This window comes from Bacillus sp. RO2, assembly GCF_012911845.1.
In the GTDB taxonomy this organism is placed as follows: domain Bacteria; phylum Bacillota; class Bacilli; order Bacillales; family Bacillaceae_I; genus Sutcliffiella_A.
Window position 1 is genome coordinate 1 of the sequence record NZ_JAAXCU010000034.1, and the last position, 13,358, is coordinate 13,358.

At 41.1% G+C, this 13,358-nt stretch carries 11 protein-coding genes; 10 read left to right on the plus strand and 1 reads right to left on the minus strand.

The features are described from left to right. Positions 1-1,100: 1,100 nt before the first annotated feature. Positions 1,101-2,045 (minus strand): ribonuclease HIII, encoded by a 945-nt coding sequence (gene rnhC, locus HF078_RS08255; protein ID WP_169290709.1) that lies wholly within the window; start codon positions 2,043-2,045, stop codon positions 1,101-1,103. Positions 2,046-2,139: 94 nt separating this feature from the next. Here rnhC and zapA point away from each other — a divergent pair, with 94 nt between their 5' ends. The 10 genes from zapA to HF078_RS08305 all read left to right on the plus strand — a co-directional run bounded on the left by zapA (position 2,140) and on the right by HF078_RS08305 (position 13,305). Continuing rightward, entirely contained in the window at positions 2,140-2,409 is a 270-nt protein-coding gene (zapA, locus tag HF078_RS08260; protein WP_060664833.1) for a cell division protein ZapA, read from the plus strand. A 5-nt stretch (positions 2,410-2,414) separates the two neighbouring features. Then, positions 2,415-2,960 (plus strand): CvpA family protein, encoded by a 546-nt coding sequence (locus tag HF078_RS08265; protein WP_169290710.1) that lies wholly within the window; start codon positions 2,415-2,417, stop codon positions 2,958-2,960. 131 nt (positions 2,961-3,091) lie between these two features. Further along, entirely contained in the window at positions 3,092-4,813 is a 1,722-nt protein-coding gene (gene polX / locus HF078_RS08270; protein ID WP_169290711.1) for a DNA polymerase/3'-5' exonuclease PolX, read from the plus strand. A 28-nt stretch (positions 4,814-4,841) separates the two neighbouring features. Then, the gene (locus HF078_RS08275) at positions 4,842-7,199 is read left to right on the plus strand and encodes an endonuclease MutS2 (RefSeq protein WP_169290712.1); all 2,358 of its coding nucleotides are present in this window, start codon (positions 4,842-4,844) and stop codon (positions 7,197-7,199) included. 14 nt (positions 7,200-7,213) lie between these two features. After that, on the plus strand, positions 7,214-7,621 hold the full coding sequence (locus HF078_RS08280) for a DUF350 domain-containing protein (RefSeq protein ID WP_148987837.1): 408 nt from the start codon (positions 7,214-7,216) through the stop codon (positions 7,619-7,621). A 636-nt stretch (positions 7,622-8,257) separates the two neighbouring features. After that, a complete protein-coding gene (locus tag HF078_RS08285) occupies positions 8,258-8,752 on the plus strand; it encodes a cation:proton antiporter regulatory subunit (protein WP_169290713.1) in 495 nt (164 codons plus the stop codon). Further along, positions 8,752-9,930, plus strand: coding sequence for a cation:proton antiporter (locus tag HF078_RS08290; RefSeq protein WP_169290714.1), 1,179 nt, complete (start codon positions 8,752-8,754; stop codon positions 9,928-9,930). The genes HF078_RS08285 and HF078_RS08290 overlap by 1 nt, the downstream gene beginning before the upstream one ends. A gap of 132 nt (positions 9,931-10,062) precedes the next feature. Beyond that, the gene (locus HF078_RS08295) at positions 10,063-11,751 is read left to right on the plus strand and encodes a long-chain-fatty-acid--CoA ligase (RefSeq protein WP_169290715.1); all 1,689 of its coding nucleotides are present in this window, start codon (positions 10,063-10,065) and stop codon (positions 11,749-11,751) included. A 155-nt stretch (positions 11,752-11,906) separates the two neighbouring features. Next, positions 11,907-12,494 (plus strand): TetR/AcrR family transcriptional regulator, encoded by a 588-nt coding sequence (locus HF078_RS08300; RefSeq protein ID WP_169290716.1) that lies wholly within the window; start codon positions 11,907-11,909, stop codon positions 12,492-12,494. A gap of 37 nt (positions 12,495-12,531) precedes the next feature. Then, complete coding sequence (locus tag HF078_RS08305; RefSeq protein ID WP_168863097.1) at positions 12,532-13,305, plus strand: enoyl-CoA hydratase; 774 nt, start codon at positions 12,532-12,534, stop codon at positions 13,303-13,305. Positions 13,306-13,358: the final 53 nt, after the last annotated feature.

A 13,358-nucleotide genomic window follows, 5' to 3' on the forward strand; every position in this document is an offset into this window, starting at 1 on the left:
AAGCATAAAGGGTAAAAGAGGAGGTGTCTCTCCGCCCGAAACTCTTCCAGAAAAACAAAAACGGTAATAGAGCAAGGGTTCTCTCCACCCGAACCTCTCCTCGGAAAGCAAAAACGGTAGCAGAGCAGGTGTCCCTCCGCCCGAAACTCTTCCAGAAAAGCAAAAACGGTAACAGAGGAGGTGTCTCTCCGCCCTAAACTCTTCCAGAAAAGCAAAACCGGTAATAGAGCAGGGTTCTCTCCACCCGAAACCCTTCCAGAAAAGCAAAAACGGTAATAGAGCAGGGTTCTCTCCACCCGAAACTCTTCTAGGAAAGCAAAAACGGTAGCAGAGCAGGTGTCTCTCCACCCGAAACTCCTCCGGAAAAGCAAAAACGGTAACAGAGGATGTGTCTCTCCACCCGAAACTCCTCGGGAAAAACAAAAATGGTAATAGAGCAGGTGTCTCTCCACCCGAAACTCCTCCAGAAAAGCATAAAGGGTAAAAGAGGAGGTGTCTCTCCGCCCGAAACTCTTCCAGAAAAACAAAAACGGTAATAGAGCAAGGGAGCGGGAATGTGGAGAACCCACAGGCGACAGTACATTGCTGAGGAAGCTTAAGGTAGCCCCTGCGGAGCCATTTGCGGAATGGAACCGCGAAGGTTAACGATAAAGCAATCTCAAATTCTTAGATACAAGTAAAAACTAGGTATTTCGAATGATTTATAAGAACGTGTGTTCTGTTTTTTCGATAGAATGGTATAATAGAGTAGACAGTATAATAGGAACGGGTGGTGCGGTGAATCCCTGTGGAGAACGGGGGTGACCGTATGAGCGAGATGCAGCTTTTCCTCACATCAGGACTATTCCTCTTTGCGTTTGTAAATCTAGTAATCGTGCTAATAAAAGAAATGACAAAAAAATAACCCACCCGTGACTTCTAATTCGCTGTTAGGCAGTCGGGTGAGTTACTTATTACGTTCGACTCCACAGTAGCCGTGCTTCTGCGGAACTTATACTGTTAAGTCAAAGTGCGTCCAACACTTTGGCTTCTTCGATCATGTGTATACACAAATTATAGCACAAGACAACCAACTGTATACGAAATTTCGATTGGTAAAGTTATCTGACCAGTTTTTTTGCCTTCAGCGTGTTGGCAAAATGGACTTTTGCCACTTTGTTCAAAAATCCTTCTCCATGCTTTTCGATCACTCTTGCAGCTGCACTATCCACTTTTGAACCCGCACCTTTTGGAATCGTGATCCCTGCTAATTCGCTCAGCTTATCCATCTCTTTCAAAAAAGAATACCTCGCAATGATCGACGCCGCTGCAACGGAAAGGTGCAGTCCTTCTGCTTTGGTATGAAAATAAACATTTTCACGAACAATTTTCTTCTGCTGAGCCACATGGCGATAGTAGATCCCAGATTCAGCAAACTGGTCAATGAGTATTGCATCGGGTTTTTCCGGGGCGATCTTATCTAGTACATGTTGCAATGCTTTATTATGCAGCAAAGCCTTGATTTTTCCTTGGCTCATACCACTCTGTTGCAGTTCATTATATTTTTCATTATGTAAAACTAATAGGCTGTAAGGAACATGCGGCAAGATTGCTTTTGCTATTCGCACAATCTTTTCATCATTTAATGCTTTCGAATCCTGCACACCCAGCTCTTTCAATTTATCCATGTGTTCTTTTTTTACATATGCGGCACAAACAGTAATTGGGCCAAAATAATCTCCTGTCCCTACTTCATCAGATCCGATGACAGAAAGGGATGCAAACCCTGCAGGTAAGGAGGATTTCACTGATGAAACAGTAGTTGCTTTTTTGCTAGCTTTAGCGGGTGCGTCCGTTGCCCCGAACCCCTTCCATATGTTCGCTTCCTCTTCCGCCCCTTTTCCTTGGAACAACACTTTTCCCGACTTGTATGCGGTAATATTACAAGTAGGCGATTTGGCGACAAAAACAGCCCCTGTTGGGAGTTTATCTATCTTATGTTCCTTATAGAAACTCTCAATTTTGTTTAAAATAGTTCCAGATACCTGGATGACTTGATACGACAATTAATTCACTCCTACTACAAATTTTTACATTTTTCCATGTTTCTTTTCCACTTTACAATGTTTCGTGGTATTATAAAGATTAGGATTTTAATGAATGGGGGCATACACGTTGTCAGAGCATAAAACTCGCACAACTGTCGACATATATGGACAACAATACTCGATTGTTGGTACGGAAAGTATAAGTCACATACGACTTGTTGCTTCCATTGTCGATGAAAAAATGAGAGAAATCAATAGCAAAAATTCAAACTTGGACATCAGTAAACTGGCAGTTCTTACTGCGGTGAATGTTGTACATGATTATATCAAATTAAAAGATGAATACGATATGCTTGAGAGAGAATTAAAGAAAAAGGGTTGAGTACGATGTTAGACTTGATTATTATCTTTCTATTTATTATGGGACTGATTGTTGGGATCCGCAGGGGATTCATTATGCAGATTGTCCATCTTTCCGGCTTTATAGCAGCCTTTGTGGTTGCATATATGTTTTATGCTGACTTAGCACCGAAATTAAAACTTTGGGTGCCGATGCCGAGTTTTGGCAATGCTGAGTTTTCCATGTTTTTCGAGACGATCAGTTTAGATACGGCTTATTACAGGGCTGTTGCTTTTGCAATTCTTTTCTTTGGAACAAGGATTGCTGCTCAGATTATCGGATCTATGTTGGATTTCCTTTCCCACTTGCCGATCTTGAAACAGGTGAACAGCTGGGCAGGTGCAGTGTTAGGCTTTGTGGAAGTTTACTTGATTGTGTTTCTTTTCTTATACATAGGAGCATTGGTTCCTCTGGAGATGGTGCAGACCTCAATCAGTGATTCGTCCATGGCAAAGGGAATTGTGGAAAATACACCGATATTCTCAGAAAAGCTACAAGAATTATGGTCCGGTTATTTGACAAGCAAGCAATAATACAAACAATCGATAAAACAGGCCTTTTTTGGGCCTGTTTTTTTGTGGAAGCAGTTTGTTCGATTGTACATTTGCCTCATTTATTTGTATGATTTAATTAGATAAGTCTACATAAGGTCAGGTGAAGTAACGTGAATAAAAAACAAATCGTAAAATGGCTTGAAACGATTGCTACATATATGGAATTAAAGGGCGAGAACGGTTTTAAAGTTTCAGCGTTTCGTAAAGCGGCGCTAGCCCTTGAAAATGATGAGAGAAGCTTAAGTCAAATAGAAGATTTTACAAAAATAAGTGGCATTGGAAAAGGGACTGCAGCTGTCATCCATGAAATATTGGAAACAGGAAAATCATCCGTTTTAGAGGAGCTGCAACAAGAAGTTCCTGAAGGGTTGATTCCGTTATTAAAATTGCCTGGGCTTGGCGGCAAAAAAATAGCGAAACTTTATCAAGAACTAGACGTAGTAGATATGACAAGCTTAAAAGAAGCCTGTGAAGCAGAAAAAGTGCAGGCGCTTGCCGGCTTTGGAAAAAAGACTGAAGAGAAAATCCTTGCTGCAATCGAGGAAGTCGGAAAACGTCCAGATCGTTTGCCGATCTCTTTTATGACGCCGATTGCAGAACAAATTGAACAATTCCTTGCAACCGTAGATGGAATAGAGGAATACTCCCGTGCAGGAAGCCTTCGCAGATACAGGGAAACCATTAAAGATTTGGACTTTATCATTTCCACAACAGAACCTACAAAAGTTCGGGAGCAGCTAGTGAAAATGGATAGGGTGATTGAAATTATTTCAAATGGTGATACAAAAGTGTCCATCATTTTAAAATATGATTATGATGTGTCCGTTGATTTCCGCATGGTGGAACCTTTAAGCTTCCCGACAACTTTGCATCATTTTACCGGATCAAAAGACCATAACGTCCGTATGCGCCAGCTTGCAAAAGATCGTGGAGAGAAAATTAGTGAGTACGGTGTGGAAAATGTGGAAACAGGAGAAATGAAACATTTCAAAACGGAAGAAGCGTTTTTCCGTCATTTTAACCTGCCTTTCATTCCACCTGAGATAAGAGAAGATGGGACAGAAGTGGATTATGCATTAGAGCATGGGGAGATACCATTAGTGTCACTAGATGACATAAGAGGAGATCTCCATATGCACTCTACCTATAGCGATGGTGCCTACACAATCGAAGAGATGATAGAAGCAAACCGTGCAAAAGGGTATAAATATATGGCGATTACCGATCACTCTCAATATCTGAAAGTAGCAAACGGATTGACGCCGGAACGCCTTAGACAACAAAAGGAAGAAATTAAGAAACTCAATGAAAAATATGATGATATTACGATTTTATCCGGTGTGGAAATGGACATCCTCCCTGACGGCTCTCTTGATTATGATGATGAGTTAATGGAAGAGATGGATATTGTCATTGCATCCATACATTCAAGCTTTTCACAAAAAAGAGAAGTGATCATGGACCGCTTGAGAAAAGCGTTGGAAAATAATCATGTGGACATTATCGCACACCCTACAGGACGCCTGATTGGACGCAGGGAAGGGTATGATGTGGACGTGGAAATGCTAATTCAGCTGGCAAAAGAAACAGATACCGCGCTTGAGCTGAATGCCAACCCGAATCGCTTAGACCTTGCAAGCCATTATGTTCGACTTGCACAGGACGCGGGAGTGAAGCTTGTCATTAACACAGATGCCCACAGCATCGACATGCTGGATCATATGGAAGTGGGAGTGGCAGCGGCAAGAAAAGGCTGGATAAAAAAAGACAATGTAATCAATACATGGTCACTGGACGAGTTAAAGAAATTTTTAACACGACACCATACGTAATGTAAAGACAGAAGGGAGTTATGGTACCGTGCAACCAAGGGTTTTAAAGGTATTGGAATTTAATAAAGTAAAAGATAAATTGGCTACTTTTTCTGCCTCCTCCTTAGGGAAAGAAAAAGTGGCCCAACTGACGCCTGCCACCAATTATGAAGAGGTGGTAAAGAGACAACTGCAAACAGATGAGGCGGCAACTGTCCTTCGGTTAAAAGGGGAAGTTCCCCTTGGTGGAATCACCGATATTCGTGCACATGTAAAGCGTGCGGAGATTGGCGGGACATTGAACACCCATGAACTGTTGGATATCGCAGGAACTATTTATGCGGCGCGAAAGCTAGACCGTTTTGTGGAATCTGTATTAGAAGAAGATATATCCATTCCTATTTTAAAAGAATATATGGATCAATTAATCATTTATCCTGAACTTGAACGTAATATCAAAAATTGTATAGATGAATATGGGGAAGTACTGGACGGAGCGAGTGATAAGTTAAGAGGAATCCGTCAGCAATTAAGGTCCACAGAGTCCAGGGTGCGAGAAAAACTAGAAAGCATGATTCGTTCTTCCAACGCACAGAAGATGTTGTCAGATGCCATCATCACTATTCGTAATGAGCGTTATGTCATACCGGTAAAACAAGAATACCGCGGTTCTTATGGTGGGATAGTACACGATCAATCCTCCTCAGGAGCGACATTGTTCATCGAGCCTCAGCAGGTAGTAGATCTTAACAATGTTCTTCAAGAAGCAAAGGTGAAAGAAAAGCTGGAAATAGATCGTATACTAGCCGAGCTTTCAGCCGAAGTTGCAGAAGTTGCCCGTGATCTTCTTGAAAATGTTCACATTCTAGCGGAAATAGATTTTATGTTTGCTAAAGCGAAGTATGGAAAACATATCCGAGGAACAAAACCTGAAATCAATAATGATAAATATATAAGGTTAGTTCAGGCAAGACACCCTCTCATCATTGAGGATGAAGTTGTTCCGAATACGATTGAGCTTGGAAAAGACTATACTTCCATTGTTATTACCGGACCTAATACAGGCGGTAAAACCGTAACGTTGAAAACACTTGGTTTATTAACGATTATGGCTCAATCAGGACTTCATGTACCAGCTCAAGACGGGTCGGAAGTGGGAGTTTTCTCTGCTGTATATGCAGATATAGGGGATGAACAATCCATCGAGCAAAGCTTAAGTACATTCTCCTCGCATATGGTCAATATTGTGGATATTCTTAAAAAAGTAGACCACGACAGTCTGGTTCTTTTTGATGAGCTTGGCGCAGGAACAGACCCACAAGAAGGAGCAGCCCTTGCTATCTCGATTTTGGATGAAGTATATCAACGAGGTGCTTGTGTCATTGCGACCACCCATTACCCTGAGTTAAAAGCATATGGTTATAACCGAGAGGGGGTAGTCAACGCAAGTGTCGAATTTGATGTGGATACATTAAGTCCTACTTATCGTTTGCTTATCGGGGTCCCTGGTAGAAGTAATGCATTTGAGATTTCAAAACGTCTAGGGTTGAGCATGGAAGTCATCGACCGGGCGAAAGGCTTTGTCAGTGAGGATAGCAACAAAGTGGAGAATATGATCGCTTCTTTGGAAGCTTCCCAAAAAAGAGCAGAAGAAGAATGGAAAGAAGCAGAAAAAATAAGAAAAACATCACAGCAGCTGCATGAAGATCTCGAGCAGCAAATGCAGGAGCTGAACGAACAGCGCGATAAACTGTACGAAAAAGCAGCCGAAAAAGCCGAGAAAATGGTGGAGGATGCGAAGGAAGAAGCAGAAAAGGTTATCCGTGAATTGCGCAAGATGCGAATGGAACAGCACGCCAATGTAAAAGAGCACGAGTTAATCGATGCCAAAAAACGATTGGAAGGTGCTGTGCCTACTGTAAAAAAATCTGCAGCTACGAAAAAACAGGAAGCTAACAATCAAACGCTGGAGCCTGGTGACGAAGTAAAGGTATTGAGCCTAAACCAAAAAGGACATCTTGTGGAAAAAACGGGAGCCAAGGAATGGCAAGTTCAAATCGGCATTATGAAAATGAAAGTGAAAACGAAGGACATTCAATATTTGAGCAGACCAAAGCCTGTGGAAACGAAACCACTCGCTACCATCAAAGGGAAAGACTATCATGTAAGTATAGAGCTTGACCTACGTGGCGAACGGTTTGAAAATGCACTCATGAGAGTGGAAAAATACTTGGATGATGCGACATTAGCAGGTTATCACCGTGTATCTATCATTCATGGTAAAGGAACGGGAGCGCTACGTGTTGGGGTGCAAAATTACTTGAAGAACCACCGCTCCGTTAAAAATTATCGATTTGGTGAGGCGTCTGAAGGTGGCACTGGTGTTACCGTCGTCGAACTGAAATAAGAGGGGAGCATGATATGTCTGCTTTTTGGGAAAATGAATTAGTCCGAACAGCTGCCAACTTTAGTGTGGTGGTACTATGTCTTGTTCTGTTTCTGGCTATTTTTGAACTTGTGACAAAATATAAAAACATGGAAGAAATTAAAAAAGGTAATTTTGCTGTAGCGATGGCAACAGGCGGAAAAATACTCGGTATCGCCAACATTTTCAGGTACTCTATTAGCGATCATGATACGTTGTTGACGATGATTGGCTGGGGAGCGGTTGGATTTGTCTTGTTGTTGTTTGCCTATTTTATCTTTGAGTTTTTGACACCAAGCTTTAACATAGATAAGGAAATAGAAAAAGGGAATTGGGCTGTCGGGTTTATTTCCTTTGTCATTTCTGTAGGGTTGTCTTTTATTATTGGGGCAAGTATTGGATAAGGAGTAGGGAATTTTGGAAACTTTAGCAAAAGTGTTGATTGGTTGTTGTATCGTGTTTGTCATAATAGGAATCATTTATCTTTTTATTGCATAAAGAGTTAATAACAGTGAGGAAGAAGAAGCAAGTTTCACATTGCTGATTCTTCCTTTTTTTAAAGGACAATAAAGTAGAATATACTGTTGATCTCCGTTCCAGGCGCTTCGCTTGCCTGCGGGCGGTCCGTGAGCCTCCTCAGGCTTCGCCTTCCGGGGTCTCACCTGTCCCTTCCTCCCGCGGGCGTCTGCGCGCCTTCCACTACAATCAACTTGGCTATTTCATTCACCAATTGTATTACAAGAAGAGTTGTAAACGAGTTACCGGAAAAAGGGTCAACTATAAGTCTACGTAATTTCTAGCTGTGGATTGGAGAAAATGGCGGAGACTCCAGCGGGGGAGTAACGGTAGGTTGAGACCCCTGAAGCGTTGTGAAGAGGCTCAAGCACCGTCCCGCGGAAAGGAACAGCGGCGATTAACCAATTCATCCAAATTAGTACAAGGCGAGTTTCTTTCCCAGTTTTTCTTACCTTAAAAAAGTTGTTCAGCAGGGAGAAAGGGTAGAATCGTAGAATATAGGTGGTAAGGGAGGGGTTGTTGGTATGCAATTTAAGAAGACAGAGCTGCCGGGGATTGGGAAGAAGCTATCATTTGTGACGGCTGAGGGAAATATGGTGGTCTTGGTTGTTCACCATTCAGGAAAACGGGAAATGTATTTTTTTGAAGACCCAGATCATGATGAAGCAGATTTCTCCATCTCTTTGACCTCAGATGAAACAAGGGAACTTGGTGCTCAACTGCTAGGTGCTATTTATCAACCTGTAGATATGGATAAGATGAAAATATTTAAGAAACAAATCATTATTGAGTGGATCGAAGTGAAAAAAGCTTCCTCCTTAATTGGAAAATCGATAGGAGAATCGAAGATAAGAACCAAAACAGGTGCATCTATTATTGGAATTGTAAAAGGGGAAGATAACATCGCCGTACCAGATGTCGATGTAAAGCTCCATGAAAAGGATATATTGATGGTTTGTGGCAAACAAGCGCAAATAGAAAAACTGACCAAGCTTTGCGAGGGAGGGACTGCTACCTGATGCATGAAGGTACTCCAATTCTCGTAAGCATAGGAGTCATACTACTCGTTCTATTTGTAATCGGATATGTCGGAGGAAAAATGAAGATCCCTGGCGTCATACTTTATATATTTTTAGGACTTGGCATCGGAACATTTATATCAGAAAATGAATTATTGCATACTGCTAGTGAAATAGGCATTGTACTATTATTTTTTCTACTTGGTCTTGAATTCCCCTTAAAAAAATTAAAAAATATGGCACTCAAGGTTTGGAAACCTGGGTTATTGGATGTAGCCTTAAACTTTGGAATGTCTACTATTATCTGTCTCTTCTTTGGTCTAGATCTTCTAACTTCCTTCTTAATAGGCGGTGTCCTATATGCCACAAGTTCCTCGATTTCTGCCAAGCTACTCGAAAGTACGAAACGATTGGCCAATGCAGAGTCGGAATACATACTTGCGATTCTCATCTTTGAAGATGTTGTGGCACCAATCATTGTTGCAGTCCTAATTGGATTGGCTTCGGACAGCGGGATAACAGGGATGGACTTTGTGATTCTTTTGGGTAAAATCGTGTTGTTAACCACAGGTGCCATGGTCATTGGTCGCTATGGCTTCACTCGTTTGGAGAAATTTTTTGAGCGATTGGTCGGAAGTGATATTTTCATTATGCTAACAGTTGGTATTGCACTTAGTTATGCAGGCATTGCCTTGTTACTTGGGCTGTCAGAAGTATTAGGGGCATTTTTAGCAGGTATCATGCTTGCCGAAACGAAGCGTTCTGAAGATATCGAGCAGGTTACTTTACCTGTGAGAGATTTACTTTTACCTATATTTTTTATGCATTTCGGCACGACGATAGACCTCGGAGAAGGAGTACCGTATGTAGGATTACTGTTTACATTGATTGGATGGGCTTTGCTGGGAAAAATTTTGGTAGGAATGCTTGGAGGTAGATGGTACGGGCTCACAAAGAGGGTTGCTTTACGAGCTGGTTTTTCACTCACACCAAGAGGAGAATTCTCCGTGGTTATTGCATCGATTGCAACTGGAGCAACCAAATTATTTAGTAGCGTGTTCATCCTGGTTTCTGCGATACTTGGAATCTTACTTTTTATTTTTGCGCCAAAACTAACGAATATATTTTATGAAAAGAAGAAGATAAAAAAGGACATAAATCTGAAGGTTCCTGGTTAAGTGTTGTCATAATTCATCATTTTTTGCAAAAATCAAAAAAATGTTATAATTTTTATAGAATTGCTGATATACTATAACAAACAGATATGGGCCTTTTGTAGTAGTACAGGCCGATAAAGAGGAGGGAATGGTATGGAGCAAATAGTGAATAAGCCATGGCTATCACATTATCCTGAAGAAATACCTCATGAGATCAACTTCGAAGAGCGAACACTGCAGTCTTATTTGAAACAAGCGGCGGAAGAATATCCAACAAAAACGGCTATCAGCTTCCTCGGCAAAAAATTAACATTTGAAGAAGTTTATGATCAATCTTTAAAACTGGCAAACTACTTAAAAGGACTTGGAATTGAAAAAGGCGACAGAGTGTCTATCATGCTCCCGAACTGCCCACAAGCTGTCATCAGCTATTATGGCGTTCTTTTTGCAGGCGGTATTGTTGTGCAAACAAATCCACTATACATGGAACGTGAACTGGAATACCAAATCAATGATTCTGGTTCCGAGATCATCATCACGTTAGATATTTTATATCCAAGAGTGTCAAAGGTGAAAGCGCTAACAAAACTGAAGCATGTGATCGTAACCGGAATAAAGGACTATCTGCCGTTCCCGAAAAATATGCTTTACCCTTTTGTTCAGAAAAAACAGTACGGAATTGTGGTAAAGGTGGAGCATAGTGGCCAAAATCACTTGTTTACCGAAATCATTAAACAATCGGAAGCTCAAACGATTGATGTACCGATAAATCCTAACGATGACCTCGCGTTACTGCAATATACCGGAGGCACTACAGGATTCCCCAAAGGTGTTATGTTAACACATATGAATCTTGTCTCCAATTCAATTATGAGTGTCAACTGGATGTACAGATGCCAAAAGGGCCAGGAAAAGGTTATTGGAATCCTACCGTTCTTCCATGTATACGGAATGACGGCAGTAATGAACCTTTCCATCATGCAGGCATATGAAATGATACTACTACCGAAGTTTGACCCGGAAACAACATTAAAAACCATTCAGAAGGAAAAGCCGACACTTTTCCCAGGAGCACCGACAATTTATATTGCCCTGTTAAATCATCCTGATATCAAAAAGTATGATTTATCTTCCATAGATTCATGTATTAGTGGATCGGCAGCACTGCCTGTTGAAGTGCAAGAACAGTTTGAACGTGTAACGGGAGGAAAACTAGTTGAGGGTTATGGGCTTTCAGAAGCATCACCGGTGACCCACGCTAATTTCCTATGGAATGAAAGGGTATCAGGAAGCATTGGGATTCCTTGGCCAAATACGGAATCCGTTATTCTTTCCTTGGAAAATGGAGAACTGGCTCCGACCGGTGAAATTGGAGAGATTGCTGTAAGAGGTCCGCAAATCATGAAAGGATATTGGAACCGTAAAGAAGAGACAGAAGCTGTTTTAAAAGATGGCTGGCTCTTAACCGGGGATTTAGGTTATATGGATGAACGCGGTTATTTCTATGTGGTGGATCGTAAAAAGGATATGATAATTGCCGGCGGCTTCAATATCTATCCTAGAGAAATTGAGGAAGTATTATATGAACACGAAGAAATTCAAGAAGTAGTGGTCGCAGGAATTCCTGACCCATATCGCGGTGAAACCGTAAAAGCTTACATCGTGAAAAAGGCTGGCTCCAACCTCACAGAAGAAGAACTGGACCAATATACAAGAAAACACCTTGCTGCCTACAAGGTGCCAAGATACTATGAATTCAGAGATGAACTGCCAAAGACCGCCGTTGGAAAAATCCTCAGAAGAGCATTGGTAGAAGAAGAAAAGCAAAAAATAGCGAAATGATAAATATAGAGAGGGAGATGTAAAAAACCTCTCTCTCTTTTTAATAGTAACTTGCACGAAAATTATGATAAGATAATGATTGACAGTTCATTCATGGTACAGTATCATGAAAATATGAATGATTATTCATTCATTTTTAAAAGGGAGCGAAAAGGTTGAAACAACAAAAACCTAAATATAAACAAATAATAGATGCTGCAGTCATTGTCATTGCGGAAAATGGCTACCACCAAGCTCAGGTTTCCAAAATTGCCAAACAAGCCGGAGTAGCAGACGGGACCATCTATCTTTATTTTAAAAATAAGGAAGACATCCTGATTTCACTGTTTCAAGAGAAAATGGGACTCTTCGTCGAAAAGATTCGTCAAGAAATTGCAGGAAAATCGACATCAACGGAGAAATTATTAACGTTGATAGAAAAACATTTTTCCATGCTTGCTGAAGATCACCATCTCGCCATTGTAACCCAATTGGAATTAAGACAATCCAATTTAGAGCTTCGACTCAAGATTAACGAGGTGTTAAAAGGGTATTTACATGTTGTAGATGAAATTCTACTGGCGGGTACCCAAAACGGTGAGCTTCGTACCGATTTAGATGTCCGCTTAGCAAGGCAAATGGTGTTTGGTACGATTGATGAAACGATTACTACATGGGTCATGAACGATCAAAAGTATGACCTGACATCCATCGCACCAAGAGTACATGAACTATTAATCAAAGGGTTTGGAGCTACCCCTTAAGTAGCTCTGTGTTCTATACATAAGGAGGGGATTATTAATGGAATTTTTGCAAATGAAAGTAGAAGAACGAATTGCTCTCATCACCATAAACAAAGCCCCCGCGAATGCTTTGTCATCCGCAGTTTTGAAAGAGCTTTCATTATTGATGGATGACTTAGAAAAGCAAGAAGAGGTAAGGGTTGTTCTGATTCACGGAGAAGGTAGATTTTTCTCTGCTGGTGCGGACATCAAAGAATTCACCACGGTGGAAACCGGTGAAGAATTTGCCGAGCTTGCAAAATTCGGTCAGGATCTTTTTGAAAGAATGGAGAACTTTCCAAAGCCGATTATCGCAGCCATTCATGGTGCAGCTTTAGGCGGAGGCCTTGAACTGGCAATGGGTTGCCATATCCGCTTAGTAACAAAAACAGCTAAACTAGGTCTGCCGGAGTTGCAGTTGGGGCTAATCCCTGGTTTTGCTGGGACTCAGCGTTTGCCTAAATTAGTTGGTTCCGCCAAGGCATTTGAAATGCTGTTTACAAGTGACACACTAACAGGGGAAGAAGCTGTTCAATGGGGACTTGCAAACAAAGCTGTCGATGAAGAAGTTTTAATGGATGAAGCTTTTAAGATGGCGAAAAAGATTGCACAAAAAGGACCAATCTCGGTTGCTTCTGTCATTGAGTTGTCCCGTTTTGCAAAGCATGAAGAATTTTATCAAGGCGTAGAAAGAGAAGCGCAATTATTTGGTAGAGTCTTCACATCAGAAGATGGCAAAGAAGGTATTACTGCGTTTATGGAAAAAAGAGCTCCTGAATTTAAAGGGAAGTAATTTTTTTTATAATATAAAATCTGAATATTACTAATAAAATTAATGTTTAAACA

Bases quoted from the DNA above. Each gene is read 5' to 3' on its own strand.
- zapA (WP_060664833.1), top strand. From the start codon at position 2,140: ATGGGGGCATACACGTTGTCAGAGCATAAAACTCGCACAACTGTCGAC.
- HF078_RS08265 (WP_169290710.1), top strand. From the start codon at position 2,415: ATGTTAGACTTGATTATTATCTTTCTATTTATTATGGGACTGATTGTT.
- HF078_RS08280 (WP_148987837.1), top strand. From the start codon at position 7,214: ATGTCTGCTTTTTGGGAAAATGAATTAGTCCGAACAGCTGCCAACTTT.
- HF078_RS08285 (WP_169290713.1), top strand. From the start codon at position 8,258: ATGCAATTTAAGAAGACAGAGCTGCCGGGGATTGGGAAGAAGCTATCA.
- HF078_RS08290 (WP_169290714.1), top strand. From the start codon at position 8,752: ATGCATGAAGGTACTCCAATTCTCGTAAGCATAGGAGTCATACTACTC.
- HF078_RS08295 (WP_169290715.1), top strand. From the start codon at position 10,063: ATGGAGCAAATAGTGAATAAGCCATGGCTATCACATTATCCTGAAGAA.
- HF078_RS08305 (WP_168863097.1), top strand. From the start codon at position 12,532: ATGGAATTTTTGCAAATGAAAGTAGAAGAACGAATTGCTCTCATCACC.